Annotated in this window: 25 protein-coding genes and 1 other RNA gene; 18 read left to right on the top strand and 8 right to left on the bottom strand. The window is 72.5% G+C overall.

Annotation, left to right across the window (positions count from 1 at the left end; genetic code table 11):
• The first annotated feature begins 50 nt into the window (after window positions 1–50).
• Window positions 51–2,033, top strand: coding sequence for a hypothetical protein (locus ASD18_RS10840; RefSeq protein WP_056090486.1), 1,983 nt, complete (start codon window positions 51–53; stop codon window positions 2,031–2,033).
• 112 nt (window positions 2,034–2,145) lie between these two features.
• Window positions 2,146–3,666, top strand: a complete 1,521-nt coding sequence (locus ASD18_RS10835) for a DUF4173 domain-containing protein (RefSeq protein WP_082573978.1) — start codon at window positions 2,146–2,148, stop codon at window positions 3,664–3,666.
• A gap of 3 nt (window positions 3,667–3,669) precedes the next feature.
• Here ASD18_RS10835 and ASD18_RS10830 read toward each other — a convergent pair whose 3' ends face one another.
• Entirely contained in the window at window positions 3,670–5,241 is a 1,572-nt protein-coding gene (locus ASD18_RS10830; protein WP_235522323.1) for a hypothetical protein, read from the bottom strand.
• Between the two features lie 196 nt (window positions 5,242–5,437).
• Between ASD18_RS10830 and ASD18_RS10825 the strand changes: the two genes are divergently transcribed.
• Entirely contained in the window at window positions 5,438–6,619 is a 1,182-nt protein-coding gene (locus tag ASD18_RS10825) for an AI-2E family transporter (protein WP_056090478.1), read from the top strand.
• On the opposite strand, the gene ASD18_RS10820 is transcribed toward ASD18_RS10825, so the two are convergent.
• A complete protein-coding gene (locus tag ASD18_RS10820; protein ID WP_235522322.1) occupies window positions 6,610–9,591 on the bottom strand; it encodes a bifunctional [glutamine synthetase] adenylyltransferase/[glutamine synthetase]-adenylyl-L-tyrosine phosphorylase in 2,982 nt (993 codons plus the stop codon). The genes ASD18_RS10825 and ASD18_RS10820 overlap by 10 nt on opposite strands.
• Before the next feature lie 53 nt (window positions 9,592–9,644).
• Entirely contained in the window at window positions 9,645–10,982 is a 1,338-nt protein-coding gene (gene glnA, locus ASD18_RS10815) for a type I glutamate--ammonia ligase (protein WP_056090473.1), read from the bottom strand.
• 94 nt (window positions 10,983–11,076) lie between these two features.
• Here glnA and ASD18_RS10810 point away from each other — a divergent pair, with 94 nt between their 5' ends.
• The 3 genes from ASD18_RS10810 (at window position 11,077) to ASD18_RS21540 (ending at window position 14,565) form a co-directional block, all read left to right on the top strand.
• Window positions 11,077–12,762, top strand: coding sequence for an NAD+ synthase (locus ASD18_RS10810; protein WP_056090470.1), 1,686 nt, complete (start codon window positions 11,077–11,079; stop codon window positions 12,760–12,762).
• Window positions 12,763–12,785: 23 nt separating this feature from the next.
• Window positions 12,786–13,598: a 3-methyl-2-oxobutanoate hydroxymethyltransferase gene (panB, locus tag ASD18_RS10805; protein WP_056090466.1), complete on the top strand. Its 813-nt coding sequence runs from the start codon at window positions 12,786–12,788 to the stop codon at window positions 13,596–13,598.
• A gap of 376 nt (window positions 13,599–13,974) precedes the next feature.
• A complete protein-coding gene (locus ASD18_RS21540; RefSeq protein ID WP_056090462.1) occupies window positions 13,975–14,565 on the top strand; it encodes an endonuclease/exonuclease/phosphatase family protein in 591 nt (196 codons plus the stop codon).
• 4 nt (window positions 14,566–14,569) lie between these two features.
• Here ASD18_RS21540 and ASD18_RS21045 read toward each other — a convergent pair whose 3' ends face one another.
• On the bottom strand, window positions 14,570–14,746 hold the full coding sequence (locus ASD18_RS21045; RefSeq protein WP_156387939.1) for an SPOR domain-containing protein: 177 nt from the start codon (window positions 14,744–14,746) through the stop codon (window positions 14,570–14,572).
• Between the two features lie 76 nt (window positions 14,747–14,822).
• On the opposite strand from ASD18_RS21045, the gene map reads away from it, so the two are divergent.
• The 6 genes from map (at window position 14,823) to ASD18_RS10770 (ending at window position 18,956) form a co-directional block, all read left to right on the top strand.
• A complete protein-coding gene (gene map, locus ASD18_RS10795) occupies window positions 14,823–15,695 on the top strand; it encodes a type I methionyl aminopeptidase (RefSeq protein ID WP_200938525.1) in 873 nt (290 codons plus the stop codon).
• A complete protein-coding gene (ppgK, locus tag ASD18_RS10790; protein WP_056090460.1) occupies window positions 15,692–16,468 on the top strand; it encodes a polyphosphate--glucose phosphotransferase in 777 nt (258 codons plus the stop codon). Before map ends, ppgK begins: the two co-directional genes overlap by 4 nt.
• 2 nt (window positions 16,469–16,470) lie before the next feature.
• On the top strand, window positions 16,471–17,244 hold the full coding sequence (locus tag ASD18_RS10785) for an MBL fold metallo-hydrolase (RefSeq protein WP_056090456.1): 774 nt from the start codon (window positions 16,471–16,473) through the stop codon (window positions 17,242–17,244).
• Window positions 17,241–17,549: a DUF6191 domain-containing protein gene (locus ASD18_RS10780; RefSeq protein ID WP_235522321.1), complete on the top strand. Its 309-nt coding sequence runs from the start codon at window positions 17,241–17,243 to the stop codon at window positions 17,547–17,549. The genes ASD18_RS10785 and ASD18_RS10780 overlap by 4 nt, the downstream gene beginning before the upstream one ends.
• Window positions 17,550–17,589: 40 nt before the next feature.
• Window positions 17,590–18,000: a VOC family protein gene (locus tag ASD18_RS10775; protein ID WP_056090450.1), complete on the top strand. Its 411-nt coding sequence runs from the start codon at window positions 17,590–17,592 to the stop codon at window positions 17,998–18,000.
• A gap of 71 nt (window positions 18,001–18,071) precedes the next feature.
• Window positions 18,072–18,956 carry a hypothetical protein gene (locus ASD18_RS10770; RefSeq protein WP_056090447.1) on the top strand — a complete coding sequence of 295 codons (885 nt, stop codon included), beginning with the start codon at window positions 18,072–18,074 and terminating at the stop codon, window positions 18,954–18,956.
• Between the two features lie 64 nt (window positions 18,957–19,020).
• Here ASD18_RS10770 and ASD18_RS10765 read toward each other — a convergent pair whose 3' ends face one another.
• Window positions 19,021–19,398 (bottom strand): GatB/YqeY domain-containing protein, encoded by a 378-nt coding sequence (locus ASD18_RS10765; protein ID WP_235522320.1) that lies wholly within the window; start codon window positions 19,396–19,398, stop codon window positions 19,021–19,023.
• A 141-nt stretch (window positions 19,399–19,539) separates the two neighbouring features.
• Between ASD18_RS10765 and ASD18_RS10760 the strand changes: the two genes are divergently transcribed.
• The 3 genes from ASD18_RS10760 (at window position 19,540) to ASD18_RS10750 (ending at window position 20,880) form a co-directional block, all read left to right on the top strand.
• Complete coding sequence (locus tag ASD18_RS10760; RefSeq protein WP_156387938.1) at window positions 19,540–19,833, top strand: hypothetical protein; 294 nt, start codon at window positions 19,540–19,542, stop codon at window positions 19,831–19,833.
• Window positions 19,834–20,079: 246 nt separating this feature from the next.
• Window positions 20,080–20,325, top strand: coding sequence for a hypothetical protein (locus tag ASD18_RS10755; protein WP_156387937.1), 246 nt, complete (start codon window positions 20,080–20,082; stop codon window positions 20,323–20,325).
• A gap of 15 nt (window positions 20,326–20,340) precedes the next feature.
• On the top strand, window positions 20,341–20,880 hold the full coding sequence (locus tag ASD18_RS10750) for a hypothetical protein (protein WP_156387936.1): 540 nt from the start codon (window positions 20,341–20,343) through the stop codon (window positions 20,878–20,880).
• A gap of 225 nt (window positions 20,881–21,105) precedes the next feature.
• On the opposite strand, the gene ASD18_RS10745 is transcribed toward ASD18_RS10750, so the two are convergent.
• Both ASD18_RS10745 and rnpB read right to left on the bottom strand, forming a co-directional pair.
• Complete coding sequence (locus ASD18_RS10745; protein ID WP_056090434.1) at window positions 21,106–21,387, bottom strand: hypothetical protein; 282 nt, start codon at window positions 21,385–21,387, stop codon at window positions 21,106–21,108.
• Between the two features lie 138 nt (window positions 21,388–21,525).
• An RNA gene (gene rnpB, locus ASD18_RS12385) (RNase P RNA component class A) lies at window positions 21,526–21,907 on the bottom strand.
• Window positions 21,908–21,976: 69 nt separating this feature from the next.
• Between rnpB and ASD18_RS10740 the strand changes: the two genes are divergently transcribed.
• Window positions 21,977–22,249 (top strand): LuxR C-terminal-related transcriptional regulator, encoded by a 273-nt coding sequence (locus ASD18_RS10740; protein ID WP_082573761.1) that lies wholly within the window; start codon window positions 21,977–21,979, stop codon window positions 22,247–22,249.
• On the opposite strand, the gene ASD18_RS10735 is transcribed toward ASD18_RS10740, so the two are convergent.
• Window positions 22,231–22,614: a tautomerase family protein gene (locus ASD18_RS10735; protein WP_056090430.1), complete on the bottom strand. Its 384-nt coding sequence runs from the start codon at window positions 22,612–22,614 to the stop codon at window positions 22,231–22,233. The genes ASD18_RS10740 and ASD18_RS10735 overlap by 19 nt on opposite strands.
• 49 nt (window positions 22,615–22,663) lie before the next feature.
• Between ASD18_RS10735 and ASD18_RS10730 the strand changes: the two genes are divergently transcribed.
• Together ASD18_RS10730 and ASD18_RS10725 are read left to right on the top strand one after the other, a co-directional pair.
• On the top strand, window positions 22,664–23,443 hold the full coding sequence (locus ASD18_RS10730; protein ID WP_056090427.1) for a YaaA family protein: 780 nt from the start codon (window positions 22,664–22,666) through the stop codon (window positions 23,441–23,443).
• Between the two features lie 18 nt (window positions 23,444–23,461).
• On the top strand, window positions 23,462–24,613 hold the full coding sequence (locus tag ASD18_RS10725) for an SLC13 family permease (RefSeq protein ID WP_235522319.1): 1,152 nt from the start codon (window positions 23,462–23,464) through the stop codon (window positions 24,611–24,613).
• The last annotated feature ends 2 nt before the right edge of the window (window positions 24,614–24,615 follow it).

Genomic DNA, 24,615 nt, shown 5'->3' with positions numbered 1-24,615 from the left:
ACGGTACGGAAACCGGTTTCTCACCCACCTGTCGGAGACAAGGACGTCTCATGAGAGCTCGTCGTACCCTCGTCGTCACCCTCGCCGCAGGAGCGCTCCTCCTCCCGCCGACGACCGCTCACGCCGCTCCCCCGCCACCCGCCGTCGACCTCGGCCGCGACGTCCTCCCGCCCGGGGACGGCTGGGCCTCCTACGAGGGACCGACCGTGCCCGACGGCAAGCCGGCCGTGGCCACCGGGACCACGGGCGGGGCCGACGCCTCCCCGTCGGAGGTCTACGTCGTCGACACCTGGCAGGAGCTGCGCGACGCCCTCGCCGGCAAGCCCGGCGGCAGCCAGACCGACGCCCGCCGCAACGTCGTCCCGCGCATCGTCTACGTCACCGGGACGATCACCGCCTTCGACCCCGCCACGTGCGACGCCTTCGCCGCGCAGGTGACCGTGTCGGACACCGGCCGGCCGTTCCGGATGGCCGACTACGTCGCCCACTTCGACCCCACCGGCCCGTGGGGACGCGCGAAGCCCAGCGGGCCGCTCGAGGACGCGCGCATCGCCGCAGCCGCCGTCCAGGCCGCAGCGACGCTCCAGCACGTCGGGTCGAACGTCACCCTGGTCGGCGTCGGCACGGACGCGAAGATCGTGGGCGCGAGCATGCGGATCCGCGACGCGCACAACGTCATCGTGCGGAACCTCACCCTCGCCGACGCCTACGACTGCTTCCCGGTCTGGGACCCCACGGACACGGCGGTCGGCAACTGGAACTCCGCCTACGACAACGTGTCGGTGTGGACCTCGACGAGCGTCTGGGTGGACCACAACACGTTCGACGACGGCGACCACCCCCACAGCGCGCTGCCGACCGTCTACGGTCGGCCGTTCGAGGTGCACGACGGGCTGCTCGACATCACGCACGGGTCCGACCTGGTGACGGTCTCCTGGAACCGGCTCGACGACCACGACAAGACCGAGCTCATCGGGTCGTCGGACTCCCGGCTCCAGGACCGCGGCCAGCACCGGGTCACGCTCCACCACAACCACTGGGTCGACATCGGCCAGCGCGCACCGCGCGTGCGGTTCGGCGACGTGCACCTCTACGACAACCTCTACACGCAGACGACCGAAGGGCTGTTCCAGTACTACTGGGGCGCCGGCATCGAGTCGAGCATCGTCGCGGAGAACAACGCGTTCGAGCTGGCGCCCGGCGTGGACCCCGCACGGATCATCACCCGGTGGGGCGGGACGCAGCTGCTCGAGACCGGCTCCACCGTGAACGGACAGGTGACGGACCTCGTCGCGGCGTTCAACGCCACGGCACCCGTGCCGCTCGCCCCGACGGCCCGGTGGAACCCGGCCGACGTGTACGACTACGCGCTCGACCCGGTGCAGGACGTGCCCAGGATCGTGCGCGCCGGGGCCGGCGCCGGGGTGCTCGCCTCCGGCACACCCGTGGCCACCGCGACGCCGGGCGTCGCCGTGCTCTCCGACGACAACGGCTGGGACACCGGCCTGCACGACGGCTCCTACACCGTGACGGCCACCCTGTGGTGGGGCCAGAACGCCACCGTCGCCCGGCTCTACGAGAACGGGGTGCTCGTGGGCGCCCAGTGGCTCACCGGGACGACCCCGCACCGGCAGACCGTCGCCTTCCCGGTCACCGGCAAGGTCGACGGGAGCTACACCTACGTGGTCGAGCTGCTCAACCCGTACGGGACGAGCACGTCGCGCCCTCGCACGGTCGTCGTCACCGACGCGGCCCCGGGTCGCGCGGTCCTGAGCGACGACAACCGCGACGGCGACGGGTCGTTCGCCGTCACCAGCACCCTGTGGTGGGGCACCAACGCGACGCACTACGCGCTCTACCGCGACGGGGTCCTCGTCGACGAGCAGTCGCTCACGGCAGCCTCGCCGCAGCGACAGACCGCCCGCACCGCCGTGACCGGGCTCGCCCCCGGCTCCTACGCGTTCGTCGCCGTGCTCAGCAACGCGGCAGGCAGCACGTCGACGGCCGAACGGGTGGTCACCGTGCGCCGCTGAGCCCCACCTGTGCGTCAGTTGTGCAGGCACGCCGATCCACTGCACACAACGTGCACGGGACCCCCGCGCAACTCTGTGACGTGCGCAGACGCCGGTGTCTAGCGTGTCGCTCATGACCGACTCCGGAGCCCCGACCCCGCCCGCACTGCCCGGCCCGCCGCCCTCCTGGGTGGCGGGCCGTGCTGTTCCCGTCCCGCGCGTGCCCGGACGGGTGGCGCAGGTGCTGGTGCCGTTCTGGGCGGAGCGACGACGACCGATCGAGACGCGCACCCTGGTCCTGTGCGGCGTGGTCGGCGTCATCGGCGCCGTGCTGCTGGTGGGCCACCGGCCCGGCCTCGGCGCCGCGCTGGTCGGGCTGCTCGTCTGGGCCGCGGCCGTGCCGGCCATGGTCCGGCGCCGCAACGCGAACGACATCATCACCGCGGTGCTGTCCGTCGCGCTGGTCGCGGTCGTGGCGGTGCGCGACGCGGGCTGGGTGGTCGTGCTCTGCGGGCTCGTGGCGGCCTGGGCCGGCGTCGTCGCGGTGACGTCGTCCCGGTCGGCGCCGGCCGCGGTGCTCGCCCCGCTGACGTGGGCGGCGGGCTCCGTCCGGGCGCTGCCGTGGGTGGCCAAGGGCCTCGAGACCCTGGCGGGTGCCCGCCGAGGTCAGCTGACGGTCGCACTGCGCAGCGGGGCGATCACCGTCGGGCTGCTGCTCGTGTTCGGTCTGCTGTTCGCGAGCGCCGACCGCGTCTTCGCCAGCCTGATGCCCCGCGTCGAGGCGGACCTGCTGCCGGGTCAGGTCGTCGTCGGCACCCTCGTGGCCCTCGTCGCGGCCGCGCTGGCGCATCTCGCCCTGGCACCGCCCAGCTGGTCCGACGCCCGCCTTGCGCCCCGTGCGTCGGCGGCGCGCGGTGAGTGGCTCGTGCCGGTGCTCGCGCTGGACGCGATGGTGCTGCTGTTCGTGATGGTGCAGGTCGGCGCGCTGCTCGGGGGGCACCGGCACGTGCTGGAGACCGCCGGCCTGTCCTACGCGCAGTACGCCCGGGAGGGGTTCGCACAGCTGGTGGTCGTCACTGCCCTCACGCTCGTCGTCGTGGCCGTCGCCGCGCGCCGGGCACCGCGGGCGACCCCGCGCGACCGGCTGCTGTCCCGGATCGCGCTCGGGGTCCTGTGCCTCGGCACGCTCGGGGTCGTCGCGTCCGCGCTACGCCGCATGGACCTGTACGTCGAGGCGTTCGGGCTCACGCGGCTGCGGGTGTTCGTCACCGTGGTCGAGATCGCCCTTGCCGCCGTCTTCGTGCTCGTCCTGGTCGCGGGGGTCCGGTGGCGCGGCCGGTGGCTGCCCCGGGCTGTCGTCCAGGTGGTCGCGGTCGCGATGCTCGGGCTCGCCCTGGTGAACCCCGACGCGCAGATCGTCCGCCACAACACGACGGCGGACCTCACGGGCACGCTCGACGCCGACTACCTCGCGGGGCTGTCCGCCGACGCGGTCCCCGCGTACGCCGAGGTCGACGACCCGGACCTGCGCGCGTGCCTGCTCGCCTCGGCAGCCGTGCCGCCGACGGTCGGTGTCGCGGACTGGAACCTCGGCCGCGAGCGCGCCACACGGGTCCTCGCGAGCGCGTCCGCCGACGAGAGCTGCGACCGCTGACCCCTAGACCAGGAGCGCGTCCGGCTCGGCGTCCTCACGCCGGGGCCGTGCTGCCAGGGTCGCGAGACCGAGCACCACCAGCGCGACCACGAACACCGTGACCACGTACGCGGGCGTGAGCCGGTCGGCCAGGACGAGCGCAAGAGCGGCGAGCGCGACGACCACGACCCGCACGAGGGTGCGCTGCTGGTCCAGCCAGACGCCGACCGGTCCGGTGCTGACGCCTCGGCGGTCGCCGGCGTCCCGCAGCCACGCGGCAGCCTGCGACGAGGAGGCGCGCAGCTGTCGAGCGGCCGTCGTCCCGCCGGCGACGAACGCGATGATCGCCAGCAGCAGCCCGAGCACGAGGCCGACGCGCAGCCCGACGCGCAGCAGCGAGACGAACTGGTCGTAGATCGAGACTGCGGTGTCGACCCGTTGCACCGTGGGTGGGAGCGAGCTCGCATAGAGCGACCTGCCGATCAGGAGCGCGAACCCCAGCAGCAGCATCGCGCCGGCGAGCGAGAGACCGGCGACGACGAGGGCGCGCGACCTGTGCTGTGCGGCGAGCACCCCGGCCGCGAGCAGGCCCAGCGACAGGTAGGGCAGCAGACCGCCGACGATGTCGATCAGCCGGTACGCGCTCTGCAGCCGCACCAGGTCGGCGCTGGAGGCGATCGGGAAGCTGACGTTGATCGTCGGGATACGGCTCACGATCGTGAACCCGGCCTGCTCGAGCGACGTCTTGACCTGCTCGATGATCGGCGTGATGTCCAGCGTCAGGGCGCCGCTCTCACTGATCTGTGCGAGGGCGTCCGGATCACCGCGCAGGGTGGCGACGATCTGCTCGTGCGCGGCCCGGTTCGCCTCCGCCCAGATGTTCTCGAACGCGTCGGAGCTGACGATCTTGGTGACGTTCTTGCGGATGAACCCGGTGATCGCCTCCTGCAGCGGGGCCTGGAGCGACTGCACCGCACCGGACACGACCGGCGGGAGGTCCAGGTTGGCCACCGCGTCCGTGGCCTGCGTGGTCAGCTCTTCCACGTTCAGCGCGTCGACGACGGCCACGGTGATCCGGTTCGACACGGCCGACTGGACCAGGGGGTCCTGCGCGATGGGTGCGACCGTGTCGACGTAGCGCTCCGTGTCCACCATCAGCCCGCGTGCCCAGCTGCCGACGACCGCCACGGGGGCCAGCAGAGCACCGATGAGGATGAGGATCACGGCTGCCGTCGAGCGACCGACCTTGCGCCGCTGGCGTGGCACCGCCTCGCTCGGCGCACCGGCTCGCAGGCGCGCGTTCTCGGTCTCCAGCAGCTGCAGCCGCGCGAGCAGGACCGCCCGGTCCTCCGTCGGCGACGACGCCGGCACGACCACCTCGATGCCGGCCGGGATCTCGAGGGTGTCCTGCTGCGAGCCGGCGGGCTCGTTCGGCTCGACCACCGCGTCGGCGGGGCCGGTGTCGAGCGGAGCCGTGTCGCCCCCCACCGACTCGCCGTCGGACGTGTCGGGTGTGTCGTCGGCGGGCGGCGTGCCCGGTGACGTCCCGGCGCTCCGTGCTCGCGGCGTCCGGCGTGACGACTTGTCCTCGGCCACGGTGCCCTCCCCGACATGTCCGACATGCGACGACGTGTCGAGCATGGCAGGTGCGCTGGTCAGCGCGCGAGAGCCACGGACCACGGGAACAGTGGGAGCGGGCGCGGGAGCGCAGCGTCACGCCGCGGAACCGGTACGGTGCGACGCGAGAGCAACGCCGCCCGCGAGCCCGCTCGCCTGCCCTCCGGGATGCCCGATGCCGAACCGACCCGCCAGCGGACCCGTGGTCCTGGCCCCCTCGGACCCGCGCAAGCCGCCACTCTGGTTGCCCCGCGCACTCGTCATGACCGCCGTGGCGGTGTTCATCGCCGTGGCGGTCTGGAAGGCGCTCGGCCTGCTCGGCAACGTGATCTTCATCGTCGTCATCTCGTGGTTCCTGTCGCTGGCGATGGAGCCCCTGATCCGCTGGCTCGTCGCGCACGGCGTCAGGCGCACGCGCGCCACCGGCCTGGTCATGGTCGGGGCACTCGTCGCGACCGGCGTGGTGATCGCCCTGTTCGGCGGCCTGTTCATCACCCAGGTCGTCGAGCTCGTCCAGTCGCTGCCCGAGTACTACGCCCGGCTGGCCATCTGGGTGGACGAGTCGTTCGGCTTCGACCTCCCGGAGGTGGACGAGCTCCTCATCAACCTCGGGAGCCACTGGCAGGAGCTCGCACCCGGGCTGCTCGGCATCGGCTCCTCCATCATCGGCGGCCTGTTCACGTTCACGTCCGTGCTCCTGGTCGTCTACTACATGGCCAGCGCTGGACCGCGGTTCCGCGCCGCCATCTGCCAGCTGCTGGCCCCCGCCAGGCAGCGCGAGATCCTGCGCATCTGGGAGGTCTCGCAGGAGAAGGTCGCCGACTTCATCAACTCGCGCATCGTGCTGGCGGCACTCTCGACGGCGTTCACCTTCATCTTCCTGAGCATCCTCGACATCCCGTACGCGCTGCCCCTCGCCGCCTTCACCGGGATCGTCTCGCAGTTCGTGCCCACGATCGGCACCTACATCGGTGGCGCGCTCCCGATCGCGGTCGCGCTCGCCGTCGACCCCGTCAAGGGTCTGCTGACGCTGGCGTTCATCGTCGGGTACCAGCAGGTCGAGAACCTGCTCTTCTCGCCCAAGGTCTCGGCCCACTCGCTCGAGATCAACCCCGCCGTGTCGTTCCTCGGGGTCATCGGCTTCGGCGCGGTGTTCGGCCCGATCGGAGCGTTCCTGGCCCTGCCGGTCGTCGCGACGATCCAGGCCGTCTCGTTCACCTACCTGCGGCGCCACGAGCTGGTGGACGACGAGCTGCTCAAGGAGGACGAGCGGGCGCTCCGGCGGCAGCGCGGCTGGGTCGACGTGCCCGACACCGAGAACGACGAGCCGGCGGACCGGCCGGCCGATCAGCCGTAGAAGACGCGCTCCACGACCGCTCGCGCCCGCCGGGCGGTGCGCAGGTAGTCCTGCTCCAGCTCGCCGCCGGAGCCTGCCGGGTAGCCGACGACCCGCGCCAGCCCCGCGAGCGCCTGCCGGTCGTGCGGCAGCACGTCGGCGTGCGCTCCCCCGCGACCGCTCCAGAGCACGTTGGCGTCCCGGAGACGGGAGGCCAGCAGCCACGCCTCGGCGAGCACGCGCCCGTCCTCGGCGTCGAGCAGGCCTGCGGCGGTCGCGGCGTCGAGCGCCTCGAGGGTGGCCGTGGTGCGCAGGGTCGGCACCTCGTGCGCGTGCTGGAGCTGGAGCAGCTGGGCGGTCCACTCGACGTCCGAGATGCCCCCGCGCCCCAGCTTCAGGTGCCGGGCAGGCTCCACCCCGCGCGGGAGCCGTTCGGCCTCGACGCGCGCCTTGATGCGGCGCACCTCGCGCTCGGCCGCGGGATCGATCCCGCCCGCCGGGTAGCGCATCGGGTCGATCAGCTGCACGAAGCGGTCACCCAGCTCGGGGTCGCCGGCCACCGGGCGTGCCCGGAGCAGCGCCTGGCTCTCCCAGGTGGCGGACCAGCGGCCGTAGTACTCGGCGTACGCGTCGAACGACCGGACCAGGGGCCCGTTGCGGCCCTCCGGCCGCAGGTCGGCGTCGACCTCCAGAGTCGGCTCCGGCCCGACCGTGCCGAGCAGGGTGCGCAGCCGCGTCGCCACCTGGAGCGCGAACTCCTGCGCCCGGACCGGGTCAGTACCCTCGAGCGGGTCGTGCACGAAGAGGACGTCGGCATCCGACGAGTACCCCATCTCCCCGCCACCCCAGCGACCCATGGCGACCACCAGCAGCCGGGTCGGGCTCGCGTCGAGGCCGCGCTCGGCGCGCACCACGGACTCGGCCACCCGCAACGCCCCGACCAGCACGACGTCGGCCGCGACGCTCAGGCTCTGCGACGCGCGCTGCCCGGTGACCACGCCCAGCACGTCGGCGGCGGCGGTGCGGGCCAGCTCGCGCCGACGCAGCCCGCGCAGGGCGGTCACCGCGGGCACCGCCTCGTCGGAGCGCGTGAGGATCGCGTCGGCCTCGGCGGTCAGCCGCGTGTGCGTCCGCGGCACCAGGTCGGCGTCGTCGGCGAGCCAGGTGACCGACTCGGGGCTCTTGGTCAGGGCGTCGGCGACGTACCGGGATGTGGACAGCACCGTCGCGAGCCGGCGGGCCGCCGTGCCCGAGTCCCGCAGCAGCTTGAGGTACCAGTGGGTGGCGCCCAGCTCGTCGGAGAGGCGGCGGAACGCCAGCAGGCCGCCGTCGGGGTCGGCGCCGTCCGCGAACCAGCCGAGCATGACCGGGAGCAGCTGCCGCTGGATCGACGCGCGCCGGGATACGCCCTCGGTGAGCGCGGCGATGTGCCGCATGGCGCCCGCCGGGTCGGTGTAGCCGATGGCGGCCAACCGGGCCTTGGCCGCCTCCGGGGCCAGGCTGGCCTCCGCGGTCGACAGCTGCGCGGTGGCAGGCAGGAGCGGCCGGTAGAACAGCTCCTCGTGCAGCCCGCGGACCTCGCGGCGTGTCGAGCGCCACCGCTCGAGCAGGCCGTCGGCGCCCTCCGCGCGCATCCCGACCGAGCGCGCCAGCCGGCGCAGGTCTGGCTCCGAGGTCGGCATGAGGTGCGTGCGGCGCAGCCGGTAGAGCTGGATCCGGTGCTCCAGGACGCGCAGCAGTCGGTAGCAGACGGCCAGCTGCGCGGCGTGCGACCGGCCGACGTACCCGCCCGCGGCCAGCGCGGCGAGCGCGGTCAGGGTGCTGGGGCTGCGGATCGAGTCGTCCGCGCGGCCGTGGACGAGCTGCAGGAGCTGGACCGTGAACTCGACGTCACGCAGTCCGCCGACCCCGAGCTTGAGCTGGCGGTCGGCCTCCGCGGCCGGCACGTGGCTCTCCACCCGTCGCCGCATCGCCTGCGAGTCCTCGACGAAGTGCTCGCGCGTCACCGCACCCCAGACGAACGGCTGCGTCATCTCCACGTACTCGCGCCCGAGCGCCTCGTCGCCGGCCAGCGGCCGCGCCTTGAGCAGCGCCTGGAACTCCCACGTCTTGGCCCAGCGCTCGTAGTACGCCTTGTGGCTGGCGATCGTGCGGACCAGCGGCCCGTCCTTGCCCTCCGGGCGCAGGGCGGCGTCGACGGGCCAGAGCGCGGGCTCGGCGGACGGCGTCGAGCACGCGCGAGCGAGCCCGGCGGCCAGCCGGGAGCCCGCGGCCAGCGCCTCGGCCTCGTCGACCCCGTCGACGGGCTCCGCCACGTAGATGACGTCGACGTCGCTCACGTAGTTGAGCTCGCGCCCGCCGCCCTTGCCCATGCCGATGACCGCGAGGCGGACGCCGCGACCCTGGTCGTCCAGGTCGGCCCGGGCCAGCGCGAGCGCCGCCTCCAGAGCGGCTCCGGCCAGGTCGGCCAGCGCGGCGGCCACCCCGGGCAGCCGGCTCAGCGGGTCCGGGCTGGTGAGGTCGGTCGCCGCGATGCGCAGCAGCCGCGTCCGGTAGGCGAGCCGCATCGCGTCCGTCCCCGCCGCACCCGCCACGGTGGCCACGGGGACGTCCGCGTCGGCATCGGCGCCCACTGCCTCGAGCAGCTCGGCACGCACCTCCGCGACGGGCACCCCCGTGCCCGGCGACTCGTCGACGAGCACGCGCAGGTTCTCCGGGTGAGCCACCAGCGAGTCCCCGAGCGCGACCGACGCGCCCGCGACCGCGAGCAGCCGCGCGCGAGCCGGTCCGTCGTCCTCGAGGACAGCGCGCAGCACCCCCAGGAGGTCCGGGTCGCCCACGACCGCGCCGGCGAGCTTGGCGAGCGTCAGCAGCGCCTGGTCGGGGTCGGCCACGTCCGCCAGCGGAGCGATGAGCACGTCCGCGGGGACGTCGAGGACGCGCAGCAGTGCCGCGTCACCCAGGAGCCGCTCCGCCCGTGCGGCATCGGACACCCCCGCCCGCGTGAGGCGGCCGGCGAGGGTCGACCCGCGTCCGTCCGGCGAGCTCACAGGACCGGCAGGAACCGCCGCAGCTCGTACGGCGTCACCTGGGAGCGGTACTCCTCCCACTCCTGGCGCTTGTTGCGCAGGAAGTAGTCGAAGACGTGCTCGCCCAGCGTCTCCGCGACGAGCTCGGACTTCTCCATGATCGAGATCGCCGCGTCGAGCGAGGTCGGCAACGGCTCGATGCCCAGCGCACGACGCTCGGCGTCGGTGAGCTCCCAGACGTCGTCCTCGGCGCCCTCGGGAAGCTCGTAGCCCTCCTCGACACCCTTGAGGCCGGCGGTGAGGAGCAGCGCGTACGCGAGGTACGGGTTGGTGGCGGAGTCGACCGCGCGGTACTCGATGCGGCTCGAGTTGCCCTTGCCGGGCTTGTACATGGGCACCCGCACCAGCGCGGACCGGTTGTTGTGGCCCCAGCAGATGTAGCTCGGCGCCTCGGCGCCGCCCCAGAGCCGCTTGTAGGAGTTCACGAACTGGTTGGTCACCGCGGTGATCTCAGCGGCGTGCTTGAGCAGGCCGGCGATGAACGAGCGTGCCGTCTTGGACAGCTCCAGGTGGCCGCCGGCCTCGTGGAACGCGTTGCGGTCGCCCTGGAACAGGGAGAGGTGGGTGTGCATGCCGGAGCCGGGCTGGTCGGCCAGCGGCTTGGGCATGAAGCTGGCGAAGACGCCCTGCTCGAGCGCCACCTCCTTGACCACGGTGCGGAACGTCATGATGTTGTCCGCGGTGGTGAGGGCGTCGGCGTAGCGCAGGTCGATCTCGTTCTGACCCGGCCCGGCCTCGTGGTGGGAGAACTCCACCGAGATGCCCATCGACTCGAGCATCGTGATCGCGGCGCGCCGGAAGTCGTGGGCGGTGCCGCGCGGCACGTGGTCGAAGTAGCCGCCCTGGTCCACCGGGACCAGCGGCAGGGCCGGGTCCGCGGGGGCGTCGAACAGGTAGAACTCGACCTCGGGGTGCGTGTAGAAGGTGAACCCCTGGTCGGCCGCCTTGGACAGCGCGCGCTTGAGCACCGTGCGGGAGTCCGCCAGCGACGGCTCGCCGTCGGGCGTCAGCAGGTCGCAGAACATCCGGGCAGTGCCGTGCCGCTCGCCCCGCCAGGGCAGGATCTGGAACGTGGACGGGTCCGGCTTGGCGATCATGTCCGCCTCGTAGACCCGGGTCAGGCCCTCGATGGCGCTGCCGTCGAAGCCGATCCCCTCCGAGAAGGCGGCCTCGAGCTCGGCGGGGGCTACCGCCACCGACTTCAGGATCCCGAGCACGTCGGTGAACCAGAGACGGATGAAGCGGATGTCCCGCTCCTCGACCGTGCGGAGCACGAACTCCTGCTGCCTGTCCATGCGGTACATCCTGCCTGATGAACGGCCCTGCGCAGCGTCAGTGTCCGGGGTGGGTCGGCGCCCGCGTGCCGGAACACGTGGTTAGGCTCGGCCCATGCCTCATCCCCGCATCGCCCTCGCGCAGATCGACACGCGCGTGGGGGACGTCGACGCCAACGCCCGGACCGTCCTCGACTGGTCCCGGACGGCCGCGCAGGCCGGCGCCCACCTGGTCGTCTTCCCCGAGATGACGCTCACCGGGTACCCCATCGAGGACCTGGCGCTGCGCGCCTCGTTCCGCCGCGGGGCCGAGGCGGCGCTGCAGCGCACGGCGACCGCGCTGGCGGACGAGGGACTCGGTGACCTGGCGGTCCTCGTCGGCACCGTCGGGGAGAAGCTGGTGACGCCGGTGCACGAGCCCGGTGCGCCCGAGGGGCCCCGGCGCCCCACCAACCAGGCCGTCCTGCTGCAGCACGGCAAGGTCCAGGTCCGGTACGACAAGCACCACCTGCCCAACTACGGCGTGTTCGACGAGTACCGGATCTTCGCGTCCGGCGACGACGTGTGCGTCATCGACGTGCTGGGCCGCCGGGTCGGGGTCGTCATCTGCGAGGACATCTGGCAGGACGGCGGACCCGTCTCGCAGATGGACGAGAACGAGGTCTCCCTCCTGGTCGTGCTCAACGCGTCCCCGTACGAGGAGGGCAAGGGGTACCAGCGCGTCGAGCTGGCCGCGCGACGGGCCCACGAGGTCGAGGCGCCGGTCGCGTACGTGAACCTCGTCGGCGCGCAGGACGACCTCGTGTTCGACGGCGGCTCGTTCGTCATCGCGACCGACGGCACCGTGCTGGCGCGCGCCCCGCAGTTCGTGGAGAACCTGCTGGTGTGGGACCTGCTCGGGGACGACGACGCCCCGTCGCGAGGCACGGTCGCACCGCCGCTGTCGCCCGACGAGGAGGTCTACCGCGCGCTGGTCACCGGTCTGCGCGGCTACGTCACCAAGAACGGGTTCCGCTCGGTCGTCTTCGGGATGTCCGGCGGCATCGACTCCGCCCTGGTCGCGGCGATCTCCGCCGACGCGATCGGCGGCGAGAACGTGGTCGGCGTCTCCATGCCGTCGGTGTACTCCTCCGAGCACAGCAAGGACGACGCGGCGGACCTGGCCAAGCGGATCGGCGCCGACTACCGCGTGCAGCCGATCTCCCCGATGGTCGACGCCTTCGAGAACGAGCTGTCCCTGGACGGCCTCGCCGCCGAGAACCTGCAGGCCCGCGTCCGGGGCGTGATCCTCATGGCGCTCTCGAACTCCGAGGGCCACCTGGTGCTCGCGCCCGGCAACAAGACGGAGCTCGCGGTCGGGTACTCGACGATCTACGGCGACGCCGTCGGCGGTTTCGCCCCCATCAAGGACATCGACAAGTCGCGCGTCTGGGCACTCGCGCGCTGGCGCAACAACGCCGCCCGCGACGGCGTCTTCGGCCCCGACGAGCTGCCGCCGATCCCCGAGTCGTCGATCACCAAGCCGCCGTCGGCCGAGCTGCGTCCGGGCCAGGTGGACCAGGACTCGCTCCCGCCCTACGAGATCCTCGACGAGGTCCTCGACGCGTACGTGGAGAACGCCGAGGGCCGTGCGGAGCTCCTCGCCCGCGGGTTCGACCCCGCCGTCGTCGACAAGGTCCTCGCCCTGGTGGACCGCGCGGAGTGGAAGCGTCGGCAGTACCCGCCGGGCACCAAGGTGACCGCGCTGGCGTTCGGCCGCGACCGTCGCCTCCCGATCACCACCCGCTGGCGCGAGCCGTGACCACCCCGACAGGAGCACCACGAATGACTCAGACCCCGAAGCGCGTCCGCGTGCACCACCTGCGCGAGGCCAAGGAGCGCGGCGAGCGGCTGACGATGCTCACGGCGTACGACGCCGTGACCGCGCACATCTTCGACGAGGCCGGCATCGACATGCTGCTGGTCGGCGACTCGATCGGGAACACCATGCACGGCCACACGACGACCCTGCCGGTGACCGTCGACGACCTGATCCCCCCGGCGCGCGCCGTCGCGCGGGCAGCCAAGCGCGCGTTCGTCGTCGCCGACCTGCCCTTCGGCTCGTACGAGGCCGGACCCGCACAGGCGCTGGAGACCGCCGTGCGGATGATGAAGGAGACTGGCGTCGCCGCCGTGAAGTTCGAGGGTGGCAAGCGGGTCGTCCCGCAGGTCAAGGCCCTCACGGACGCCGGCATCCCGGTGGTCGCGCACCTCGGCTACACGCCGCAGTCGGAGAACCTGCTGGGCGGACCGCGCGTGCAGGGCCGGGGCGACCTCGCCGCCGAGCTGCTGTGCGAGGACGCGGTGGCGATCGCCGAGGCCGGCGCCGTCGCGGTGGTCCTGGAGATGGTGCCGGCACCGGTGGCCGCGCGGGTCACCGAGATCCTGCAGATCCCGACCATCGGCATCGGCGCCGGCACGGAGTGCGACGGGCAGGTGCTCGTGTGGGTCGACATGGCCGGCATGACGGACTGGTCCCCGCGCTTCGCCAAGCGGTTCGGTGAGGTCGGGGCGGCCCTCAAGGCCGCGGCGGTCGCGTACGCCGACGAGGTGCGCGGCGGAACCTTCCCGGACGCGGACCACCAGTTCGACGCGTGACGACGGCGGCCCGGGCCGTCGTCTGGGCCTTCGCAGCCGCGGTGCTCGGCGTGCTCGTGGCGCTCGCGGTGCCCGTGGCGTCCGGCGCGTACGTCGTCGCACAGCTGGTCTCGTTCCGGGCACTGCTCTGCCTCGGGGCCCTCGTGGTCGCCGTCGTCCTGCTCGCCGTGCCGTGGACCCGGCGACGGCTCCTCCCCGTGGCGCTGGCGTTCCTGGTCGGTGCGGCCGCGCAGGGGGCCGTGCTCCTCGCGCGATCGGTCCCGCCCCCGGCCACCGCGACGGGCTCGGCCGAGCAGGTGGTCGTGCTCGCGTTCAACACCCTGGACACGGTGGGGCCGACCTGCTCGCCGACCTCGCGCTCGCGCACGGTGCGGACGTGCTCGTGCTGCCCGAGACCTCCCTCGATACCGCCCGGGCGACCGCCACGCAGCTGGCCGCCGCCGGCCGACCGATGCAGGTGCTCACCGCCGAGGGGCACCACCCGGCGATCGCCGGCACCGCCCTGCTGGTCTCGGACCGCGTCGGCACCTACCCGACCTCCGAGCCGCTCGCGACGCAACTCGGCTCCCTGCGCGCCGACCCACGGGAGCCCGCCGGGTCACCGGTGATCGTCGCGGCTCACCCGCTCGCGCCGATCAGCCGGGGCTCGATGGCGACGTGGCGCACGGAGACGCGCCTGATCGCGGGCACCTGCGCCGGCACACCGGGCGCGATCGTCGCGGGTGACCTCAACTCGACGCTCGACCATCCGGGGCTGCGGGACCTCGGTCCGTGCGTCGACGCCGCGCGAGCGTCCGGCGCCGCGGCGCTCGGCACCTGGCCCGCGTCGGTCCCGGCACTGCTGGCCGCCCCGATCGACCACGTGCTCGTCGACGGCCGCGCCTGGCGGGTGGTCGGCTTCGACGTCCTCCCGCGGACCGGCGGCAGCGATCACCGACCGGTCCTGGCCACCCTCGAGCCGCGCTGACCGCTCAGGACTGCTGCTCCTCGTCCTCATGGTCCCAGTCCTCGGTGCGCGTCCGCGCCTTCTCCAGCGCGTGAGTGGCTTCGTCCCGCGTGGCGTACGGACCCATCAGCTTGGTCCAGTCGCTCTGCCGGCCCTCCTCGACCTCGTGGGTGTCGATGTTGAACCAGAAGTTGCCCGCCATGCCGTTCTCCCTTCGCCCGGGGGCGGGACCGGCCGCTGACCGGCCCCGATGCCCTCCTGTCCGTAGACTGCCAGGTATGTCGCCCGTGCACGCGCCAAGATCCGCCCTGGTCCCGGGCACGGTGAGCCCACGTCGAGCCGTCCCGTCGTCCATCGCGCGGCCCGAGTACGTCGGCAGGCCCGGACCTGCGCACTGGACCGGCAGCAACGTCCTGGAGCCGGAGATGATCGAGCGCGTCCGGGTGGCCGCACGCCTCGCGGCGCAGGCTCTGGAGCTCGTCGGCCGCCACGTGGCACCGGGAGTCACCACCGACGAGCTGGACGCGATCGGGCACGAGTTCCTCGTCGACCACGGCGCCTACCCGTCGACGCTGGGCTACCGCGGCTTTCCCAAGTCGCTGTGCACCTCGGTCAACGAGGTCATCTGCCACGGCATCCCCGACTCGACGGTCGTCGAGGACGGCGACATCGTGAACATCGACGTCACGGCGTTCATCGGCGGAGTCCACGGCGACAACAACGCGACGTTCCTCGCGGGCGGCGTCGACGAGGAGTCGCGGCTCCTCGTCGAGCGCACCCAGGAGGCGCTGGCGCGGGCGATCAAGGCCGTGGTGCCGGGCCGGGAGATCAACGTCGTCGGCCGGGTGATCGAGAAGTACGCGGCACGCTTCGGGTACGGGGTGGTCCGTGACTACACGGGCCACGGCGTCGGTCCCGCGTTCCACACCGGTCTGGTGGTCCCGCACTACGACGCCGCACCGGCCTACGACACGCTCATCGAGCCGGGCATGGTGTTCACCATCGAGCCGATGCTCAACCTCGGCACTCCCGACTGGGTCATGTGGGACGACGACTGGACCGTCCTCACGGCCGACGGACGGCGCAGCGCGCAGTTCGAGCACACCCTGCTGGTCACCGACACCGGAGCGGAGATCCTGACCCTGCCATGAGCGACCACAAGCACAAGAAGTCCCCCGAGACCGCGTTCGGCGTCGACATCGGCGGGAGCGGGATCAAGGGCGCCCCCGTCTCACTGTCGGACGGCGAGTTCGCCGCCGACCGCAAGCGCATCCCGACGCCGCAGCCCTCGACCCCCGACGCGGTCGCCGCGACGGTGGCCAAGGTCGTCGACTCCTTCGACCTGGCCAAGGACGTGCCGATCGGCGTGACGTTCCCGGCCGTGATCCTGCACGGCGTCGCGCAGTCCGCGGCGAACGTCGACAAGTCGTGGATCGGCACCAACGTCGAGAAGGCGGTGCAGCACGCCACCGGGCGCAAGGTGCTGGCGGTCAACGACGCGGACGCCGCCGGCTACGCGGAGGTCCTCTACGGCGCCGCGAAGAACGTCGACGGGGTCGTCCTCGTCGTCACCCTCGGCACCGGCATCGGGTCCGCGCTGATCGTCGACGGCCACCTCGTGCCGAACACCGAGCTCGGGCACCTGGAGATCGACGGGTTCGACGCCGAGTCCCGCGCGGCCGAGAGCGTGCGCGACCGCGAGGACCTCGACTGGGAGCAGTGGGCGGAGCGCCTGCAGCGGTACTTCACCGTGGTGGAGAACTTGTTCTGGCCCGACCTCATCGTGGTCGGCGGCGGCGTGAGCAAGCACCACTCCGACTTCCTGCCGCTGCTCGACCTGCGCACCAAGATCGTGCCCGCCCAGCTGCGCAACGCGGCCGGGATCGTCGGCGCGGCGGCGCTGGCGGCCGAGTCGCGCGGCTGACCGTGCGCGACCTCGTCGAGGTCGCACCGGGCGTCCACGTGGCGACGAGCGCCGTCTACACGACGACCTCGACGCTCGTCGTCGGTGACGACGGCACGTGCCTCGTGGTCGATCCCGCGGTCACCGCGCCCGAGGTCGACGGGCTCGCGGCCGCGATCCACGCCCGCGGCTGGACACCGGTCGCCGTGTGGTCGACGCACCCGCACTGGGACCACGTCCTGGACGGTCAGGGCCTCGCGCACCTGCCCCGCTGGGCGGACGGGGCGGGAGCCACGGACCGCGAGACGCTCGCCGCGGAGCGCGACGCCGACGACGAGCTGGCGCGCGTCGGCGAGGCGCCGGCACCGATCGCCGCGCCGGCCGCCGCCTACCCCCGTCGGTCACCGGGAGTGCTCGACTGGTCGGGCCGGACGGTCCACGTCATCACTCACTGTGCGCACGCCCGCGGGCACACCGCCCTGTTCGTCCCCGACGTCGGCGTGCTGGTGGCCGGTGACCTGCTCTCGGACGTCGAGATCCCGCTCCTGGACCTGTCCGCGGACGATCCGGTCGGCGACTACCTCGCCGCCCTCGACCTGCTGGGGTCTCTCGGTGCGCAGGCCGTCGTCCCGGGGCACGGCAGGGTCGGAGGTGCCGACGAGCTCCGACGACGGCTCGCGGCCGATCGTGCCTACCTGTCGGCCCTGGTGGACGGCAACGAGACCGACGACGACCGGCGCGCGCTCCCCTGGGCGGCCGCCGCCCACACCGCACAGCGGTCGGCGGTGGGACGATGAGCACCATGGAGTGGCTGATCGCCGGGGGCGTCATCGCCCTCGTCCTCGTGCTCGTGGCGGTCGACCGGATGGTGGCCCGCGGCTGGTTCGACCGGCGCCGACCTCGAGAGCGCCGGACCACGGGCGGGGTCGCGGGCAGCGGCGCCTTCGGGGCGCTGGTCGACGTGTTCCAGCCGAACCGCGAGCACCTCACGGCCGAGCAGGACCGTCAGCAGCTCGACATCAAGCAGACCGGTGACGCCGCCGGACGGCTCGACCTCGACTCCGGCGTGGTGCGCCTCGACCCGGATCTGCGGCGCGACTAGGTCTCGCGGGATGTCCGTGGCGCCCTCTACTCTCCCGGGCATGGCACCTGTGGTCTCCCAGCTCACGATCGACTCCGCCGACCCGCACGCCCTGGCCCGTTGGTGGCTCGAGGTGCTCGACTGGTCGTACGCCTGGCAGCCGGCGGACGACGACGACGAGATCGAGATCGCCCCGCCCGACGGCGGCGCGACCAACTGGCTGTTCCTCAAGGTCTCCGAGGTGAAGACGGGCAAGAACCGTCTGCACGTGGACCTGCGCCCGCCGAACGGGTCGGACCAGTCCGCCGAGCTCGACCGGTTGCTCGGTCTGGGCGCCACCCGCGTCGACATCGGCCAGGGTGACGTGCCGTGGCACGTGCTCGCCGACCCGGAGGGCAACGAGTTCTGCCTCCTGCGCGGTACCCCGGACCAGGCGGCCGCCGCGCTCGCTGCGGAGGCGTCCGGTACCTGATCGCTCCCCCGCACGGGTGACAGTTGCGTGTCAGGGTCGAAATCGGACGAATCGGTCGGTACCTTCCGGGGATGATCAGTGCCGTACTTCCGGTCCTGGGCGATGTCGCATGGGCGGACTGGGAGCAGTGGGCCCCCCTCGCTCTCTCCGCCCTGACGCTCGTCGCCGCTCTCGGCGCCTGGATCGTGGCGGGCCGAGCCGCCCGCAGGTCCAAGCGGCTGACTGAGGCGACGCACAAGCAGACGAAGGTGTTCGACGAGCAGGTCTCGATCGCGCGGGAGGCGCTCGAGCTCGCCCGGCAGGAGGCGCAGAACGCGCGCGCCGACGCCGACCGGCAGCGCGTGGACGCCGACCGCATGCGCCGGATGCTCGAGGAGGCGCGGCTCGACGAGCTCGCCCCGACGATCGTGGCGCGGGCCTTCCCCGAGGGTCCCGGCACCCCCGGCCGGCCCGCCCTCGAGTTCTGCCAGCTCACCGCGGGCGGTCAGGACCGGTGGCGCCTGCTCACCGAACAGCTCCAGGTGGGGCGCGACGAGACCTACGCGTTCCGCACCGCCCTGACCATCTGGTTCGAGAACGTGTCCGACGGCGTCGCCCAGGTCAACATCGTCGAACCCGCGGGCGGTGAGCTGGACCTGCTGCCCGGGCACCCCTTGGTGGTCCCCGCGCGGGAGTCGCGCAGCGTCACCTGGATGCGGCTGTGGACGTCGCGGGACCTCGACAGCGACGCGCGGATCCAGGACCCCGCCGCGTGGCTGTTCAACCTGACGTTCACCGTCACCGACCTCGGCGTGCACGTGCGTGACACCTACGCGTTCGACGGCGACCTGCGATTCTTCGACCGGGACGGCTCGTGGCTCGTCGTCATGCCCGAGCCGCCCCTGCCGTGGACCTCCGACGTGGCGTCGATGCTGTCGGGCCGCGCGTACGAGTCCCTGCCCGCGTCGGTCAGCTGAGCGCGGCGCGGACCAGCGTCGACAGCTTCTTGCCGTCCGCCGACGCACCGGCGCGCGCGGACGCCTATTTCATGACCGCACCCATGTCGCGGACCGACGTCGCGCCGACGTCCGCGACCACGGCGGTGACCAGCGCCTGGAGCTCGTCGTCGGACAGCTGCGCGGGCAGGTACGTCTCGATGAGGTCCGCCTCGGCAGTCTCCGTGGCGGCCCGCTCGGGGGCGTTGGCGTCGGCGTAGATCTGCGCAGAGTCGCGGCGCTTCTTCACCTCGCGGGCGAGGATCTTGAGCACCTCGTCGTCCGACAGCTCCTTCTCGACGCTTCCGGCCTTGGCCTCGAACCGCACGGCACCGATGATCTGGCGCAGGATGCCTGTGCGCTCGGTGTCGCGAGCCTTCATGGCGGTGGTCAGGTCGGACGTCAGCTGGTCGAGGGTGCTCATGGGGGCCATCGTGCCCTGCCTGTCCGGATGCGCGCAGCGGGAATCCCCGCGCGGCCCGCCAGGTCGACGCCTCGCATGTCCCTGCCGAGGGACGTTGCACGGCTCCGAGGTGCCGCCTCCTGGGCGGGTACTCTCCGGACCGTGGCACTCGCGTACGGATGGACTGCCGACCCGGACCCCTGCCGGTGCCGGGTGTGCGGCTGGGATCTCGGCGAGCCCGGGTGGGACCCCTCGCCGACCTACATCATCTGCTCTGCGTGTTCTGCCGAGGCGGGTGTGGACGATCTCGACGAGAGGCGCGCCGGCCGCTATCTCGCCCGATGGATCGGTGAGGGCGCGGCGTGGGGAGTGCCGTCCGAACAGCCGGCCGAGTGGTCGCCGAGCGGGCACCTCGCCGCGGCTGGCATCGTGGTCCGACGCCGAGACGTGCGCTGATCCGCCGCTGATCAGCGGCCGAAGTACGGATGAGTCAGTCGATACGCCGGGTTTGATTATCGGGTGTCTCCGACCTGCGGCGACGTCGCCGAATCTGGCTCTGACCTGCGGAAACGTCTCACGTCGTCTCACGCGACCTCACTCGATTTCACGCCAACTGTCGGACTGTTTTCGGACTGCAGGCCGGTCGAGTTTTTCTGACAGGTGCTCGCGACGCTGTCGCCGCTCCCCCGTACCGTCCGCCGAATGGATTTCGCGACTCACATTCGCACGCACGCCGAGCCGCGCGGGATGACGACGCTCGTGCCGATGCGGTTCGGCATCGTCACGGCCGAGACGTACGGCGGCCAGGTCGTCACGGTGCCTGTCGCGGTCGTCTCGCGAGCTCCTGCGCCGCCAGCGTCGGCGGCCTGGTTGTGCGTGCGGCAGGCGGTCGGTCCTGATCGTCACTGGCTGGCTTGGCTGCCTGCCGATCGGGTGCGGTCGAGCTGATGGCGGGTCGCCGCAGTGTCCGACACGAGCGCGCGACGAACGTCTGCGGTCGGCACCGACGCTGGCGCGAGCCTCGGAGAGCCGCCGCTCAAGTCAAGCCGCCACTCTGCCGATCCAGAGACCATGTCGGGGTGGAACAGCCTGAGTCCGGAAGAGCAGCGCCGCCTCAAGGCCTTTCACTGGAGGTATCGCTACCCGCGGCTGTACGCCTGGAGTCTTGCGGTGTCGGACTGGAGCGAGCGATTCGAGTATGTCGCGTTCGATGTGTGGGAGCGCCTGCGCCCTGGACCGAGGGACATCCTCGTGCGGCGCGAATGGTCACGCGGCCTGCAGCCGACGATCTGGTTCGAGGACTACCTCGCGCACTGGGACGACGACCTCGTCGCAGGCTGTGCGCAGTATCTCGAACACTCACCGGGCGTGCACGCCGCTGTGCACGTCGACCGTGAGGTCATCGAGTTGACGGCGTACCTCGTGCCGGTGTGGGTGCTGCGTCGCCGCGCTCGACGGTGGATCCGCGCCTACCAGCTGTCTGACCCGAGCCAACTCCCATAGATGAGCGACGACGAGCGCCGCGACTACCACAAGTCGCACCCGCCGACCGACGCCTCCTAGACGCTTCCCTCCTGCGGGTCCCGTCGCACGCACCCGCTCCGCAGGCATCCGTGCAGCCTGGCGCGCAACGCCACTCGAATGGCGCGCGAGGAAGAGGCTGCCAGGACGGCAGCGAGGCGCACACGAGCTCACAGACGCTGACGACCGAGCGAGCTCGTCGGCGACCTAGACGTGCGCGAGCAGCCAGAAGCGTCGACGTAGCCGCGCGATCATGCGCTTGTTCATCGGCCTCTGCAGTGCTCGGTGAGACAGGGTGCCGGTCACCGGGCGCAACTGTCCCTCGCTCTCGATGATCGCCTGCAAACCGAGCCGTTTCCGCATCTCGGTATGCAAGTCGCCGCCCATCGGTGTCACGTCGCCGCGCGGCGCGACGAGCGCCGCCTGCACGTAGTACCTGCCGAAGATCGAGCGAGTCGCGGCAAGCGCGGCCGTCGAGACGCTCGACACGTACTCGCACCTCTGGCCGGATTCTGACGACCGGACCCGCGAAGCCGTCGATGCGGCGATGAGACGAAACGGCGTGCGGACTGTGGCCGGACTGGCGCAGTAGTCGCGGAACGTTTCCGCAGGTCAGCCAGCTAAAAGCGGATGAGTCAGTCGATACGCCGGGTTCTGTCCTCGCGCGCGGTTGCCCGCACTGCGCGAGTGGCGGCCATCCCTCTACGACGTACGTTGCCGCACGCCTCCAGCGGCCTACCCGGGAGCTCGGGCGAGCAGCCCTCGAACGCTCCCTGTCTGACCTTGCTCCGGGTGGGGTTTACCTAGCCGCACCGGTCGCCCGGCACGCTGGTGGTCTCTTACACCACCGTTTCACCCTTACCCGACCGGCGGACCGGTCGGGCGGTCTGTTCTCTGTGGCACTGTCCCGCGGGTCACCCCGGGTGGGTGTTACCCACCACCCTGCTCTGCGGAGCCCGGACGTTCCTCGGCGAGCCCGAGGGCTCGACGCGGCCGCCTGACTGACTCATCCGCGCCCACAGCCTAGCCGTCTCAGCTCCCCACCCATCCGCCGGGCGTGCGGCACCGAACACGGAGCATGGAGACCATCACCGGACTGACCCGCCGCGAGCGCGTGATCCTCGCCCACCTGGCCCTGCCGCTGACGCTCAGCGAGATCGCGGCCGCACTCTTCGTCACCCGCAACACGGTGAAGTCGCAGGTGCGCTCGATCTACCTGAAGCTCGGCGTCGCCGACCGCGAGTCGGCCTTGTCGGCCGGTCGGGCACGCGGCCTCGTCCCGGAGGACATGGGCGGTCTCGAGCCGCGCCGCCAGCTGTTCGGAGTCCCGGCTCAGACGTCGACGCGGTAGGTCAGCGACAGCTCGTCGCCTGAGGCGCCTCGGATCCCCCAGTTCTCCGGCGGGCTCTCGATGATGATCACCTCGAGGTCGTCGGCGGCGATCCCGAGCGTGGGGGCGACGTCGTCGTAGAACGCCGCGATCAGGGCGCGCCGTGCCGCACGGGAACGGCCCGTGAAGCAGAGGATCTCGACGACCAGGTACTCCTTGCTGCGAGGGGCCACCAGGTCGTCGGCGTCCAGCAGGAGGAAGCGGTGGAAGCGCTTGTCCTCGGGCAGCCCCCAGGTCCCGACGACGGCACGGTGCACCGCGTCGGACACCGAGCCGCGGCGGTCCTGCCACACGTCGCGCCGACCGTAGATCTTCACGTGCGCCATCGGTCCTCCTCCGCGGGTCCTCCGTAGCGCGGGAGCCTACAGTTCACGGGTGCTCGTGCTCCTGCCGCCCTCCGAGGGCAAGACGCCGCCGCGCGCCCGCGGCCCCCTGCTCGACCTCGACGCCCTCGGCGCGCCCGGGCTCACCCCCGTGCGCGAGAAGGTGCTGGACGCGCTGATCGAGGTCAGCGCGTCGGCTGACGGGATGCGGGTGCTCGGTGTCGGCGCCAGCCTGGCCGACGAGGTGGCGCGCAACGTGCGGCTGCGCACGGCGGCGACGGCACCGGCCAAGAACGTCTACTCCGGCGTCCTGTACGCCGCGGCAGGACTGGATCGGCTCACGCCGACCGGCCGGGCACGAGCAGCGCAGAGCGTGCGGATCGTGTCCGGCCTGTGGGGGCTGGTCGCGCCCGACGACCCCATCCCCGCGTACCGCCTCTCCATGGCCACGCACCTGCCGGGCATCGGGCACCTGCCCGGTGCATGGCGCGAGGTGATCGGGGTCGAGCTCCAGGCGCGTGCCGAAGGCGAGCTGGTGGTGGACTGCCGGTCCGCGACGTACCTCGCCGCCTGGCACCCGCCACGGTCGGCCGACTGGGTGTCGGTGCGGGTCCTGCGCGAGCTGGACGGGAGGCGGTCCGTGGTGTCGCACAACGCCAAGCACACCCGCGGGGTGCTCACCCGGCACCTGCTCACCCGTCGCGGACGTACCCCGCACGACGCCGTGTCGTTGGCCCGGGTGGCCGGCGAGCTCGTCGGGTCCGCGCTGCTCGCGGTCGAGCTCGGTCCTCCGACCCGGGCCGCCCGCACGCTCGAGCTGGTCGTCGCCTGAGTGGCACGCGGACGGCACGTGCCGTGGTGGCTCCTCGCGGTCGTGGTGACCGCGGTCGTGGTGCTGACGGGACTGCTTCCCGCGCAGGATGCCCGTGACCTGGCCGAGCGGACCCTCCCGATCCTGGTCTTCGTCGCGGCCCTGACCGTCGTGGCCGAGATGTGCGCCGGCGCTGGGCTGTTCGACACCGCGGCGGGACTGGCGTCGCGCGTGGCCGCCGGCCGGCGCTGGGCGCTGTGGGCGCTCGTGGTCGTCCTGGCGACCGTGAGCACGGCGGTCCTGTCGCTGGACACCACCGCGGTGCTGCTCACGCCGGTGGTCATCGCCCTCGCACGCCGCACGCGCACGCCGCCGCTGCCGTTCGCCCTGGCCGTGCTCGCCCTCGCCAACACCGCGTCCCTCGTCCTGCCGGTCTCCAACCTCACCAACCTGCTGGCGGACCACACGTTGCGCGCGGCGGGCGTCGGCTACCTCGGCCTGATGTGGGCGCCCGCGCTCGCAGCGATCCTGGTCACCGTCGTCGTGCTCGCGGTCCGCGACAGGCGGGCCCTGCTCGGCCGCTACGTGCCACCGGTGCCGCACCCGGTGCGTGACCGGGGGTTGCTCGCGTGGTGCGCAGCCACCGTCGGCGCGCTCGCCGTCGCGTTCGTCGTCGGAGCACCGACGGCGCCGACGGCGGTCGTGGCGGCAGTGGTGCTCCTCGCCGTCACGCTGCTCCGGCACCAGAAGCTCCCGGTGCCGGTGGGCGACCTCGTCCCGTGGCGGACGCTCCTGGTCGTGCTGGGCCTGTTCGTCGTCGTCGCCACGGCGCACGCACACGGGCTCGGAGAGGCGCTCGCGCGGGCCGCGGGCACCGGGAACGGCGCCGGCGAGCTGGTGCGCGTGGCGGCGGTGGGGGCGCTCGCGTCGAACGGGCTGAACAACCTGCCCGCGTACCTGGCGCTCGAGCCCGCCGCCGGCCCCGACCCGCTGCGGGTGGCCGCGCTGCTCATCGGCACGGGCGTCGGTCCGCTGATCACGCCCTGGGGGTCGCTGGCGACTGTGCTGTGGTGGCAGCGGTGCCGCACGGTGATGCTCGCGGTCCCCGCCGCCACGATCGTGCGTCAGGGCCTGCTGCTCGCCCCGCTCGCCGTCGTGGCGGCCACCCTGGCGCTCGTGGCGACGAGCTGACC

Origin of the sequence: Cellulomonas sp. Root137 (assembly GCF_001426725.1) — a bacterium.
In the GTDB taxonomy this organism is placed as follows: Bacteria; Actinomycetota; Actinomycetes; order Actinomycetales; family Cellulomonadaceae; genus Cellulomonas.
Note: the sequence above shows the minus strand (reverse complement) of the source record. Positions and strands in the feature narration are given on the sequence as shown.

Coding starts and splice junctions, on each gene's coding strand:
- ASD18_RS10840 (WP_056090486.1), top strand. CDS start 51: ATGAGAGCTCGTCGTACCCTCGTCGTCACCCTCGCCGCAGGAGCGCTC.
- ASD18_RS10765 (WP_235522320.1), bottom strand. CDS start 19,398: ATGAGCACCCTCGACCAGCTGACGTCCGACCTGACCACCGCCATGAAG.
- panB (WP_056090466.1), top strand. CDS start 12,786: ATGACTCAGACCCCGAAGCGCGTCCGCGTGCACCACCTGCGCGAGGCC.
- ppgK (WP_056090460.1), top strand. CDS start 15,692: ATGAGCGACCACAAGCACAAGAAGTCCCCCGAGACCGCGTTCGGCGTC.
- map (WP_200938525.1), top strand. CDS start 14,823: ATGTCGCCCGTGCACGCGCCAAGATCCGCCCTGGTCCCGGGCACGGTG.
- ASD18_RS10825 (WP_056090478.1), top strand. CDS start 5,438: ATGCCGAACCGACCCGCCAGCGGACCCGTGGTCCTGGCCCCCTCGGAC.
- ASD18_RS10780 (WP_235522321.1), top strand. CDS start 17,241: ATGAGCACCATGGAGTGGCTGATCGCCGGGGGCGTCATCGCCCTCGTC.
- ASD18_RS10770 (WP_056090447.1), top strand. CDS start 18,072: ATGATCAGTGCCGTACTTCCGGTCCTGGGCGATGTCGCATGGGCGGAC.
- ASD18_RS10740 (WP_082573761.1), top strand. CDS start 21,977: ATGGAGACCATCACCGGACTGACCCGCCGCGAGCGCGTGATCCTCGCC.
- ASD18_RS10810 (WP_056090470.1), top strand. CDS start 11,077: ATGCCTCATCCCCGCATCGCCCTCGCGCAGATCGACACGCGCGTGGGG.
- ASD18_RS10735 (WP_056090430.1), bottom strand. CDS start 22,614: ATGGCGCACGTGAAGATCTACGGTCGGCGCGACGTGTGGCAGGACCGC.
- ASD18_RS10755 (WP_156387937.1), top strand. CDS start 20,080: ATGGATTTCGCGACTCACATTCGCACGCACGCCGAGCCGCGCGGGATG.
- ASD18_RS10835 (WP_082573978.1), top strand. CDS start 2,146: ATGACCGACTCCGGAGCCCCGACCCCGCCCGCACTGCCCGGCCCGCCG.
- ASD18_RS21045 (WP_156387939.1), bottom strand. CDS start 14,746: ATGGCGGGCAACTTCTGGTTCAACATCGACACCCACGAGGTCGAGGAG.
- ASD18_RS10775 (WP_056090450.1), top strand. CDS start 17,590: ATGGCACCTGTGGTCTCCCAGCTCACGATCGACTCCGCCGACCCGCAC.
- glnA (WP_056090473.1), bottom strand. CDS start 10,982: ATGGACAGGCAGCAGGAGTTCGTGCTCCGCACGGTCGAGGAGCGGGAC.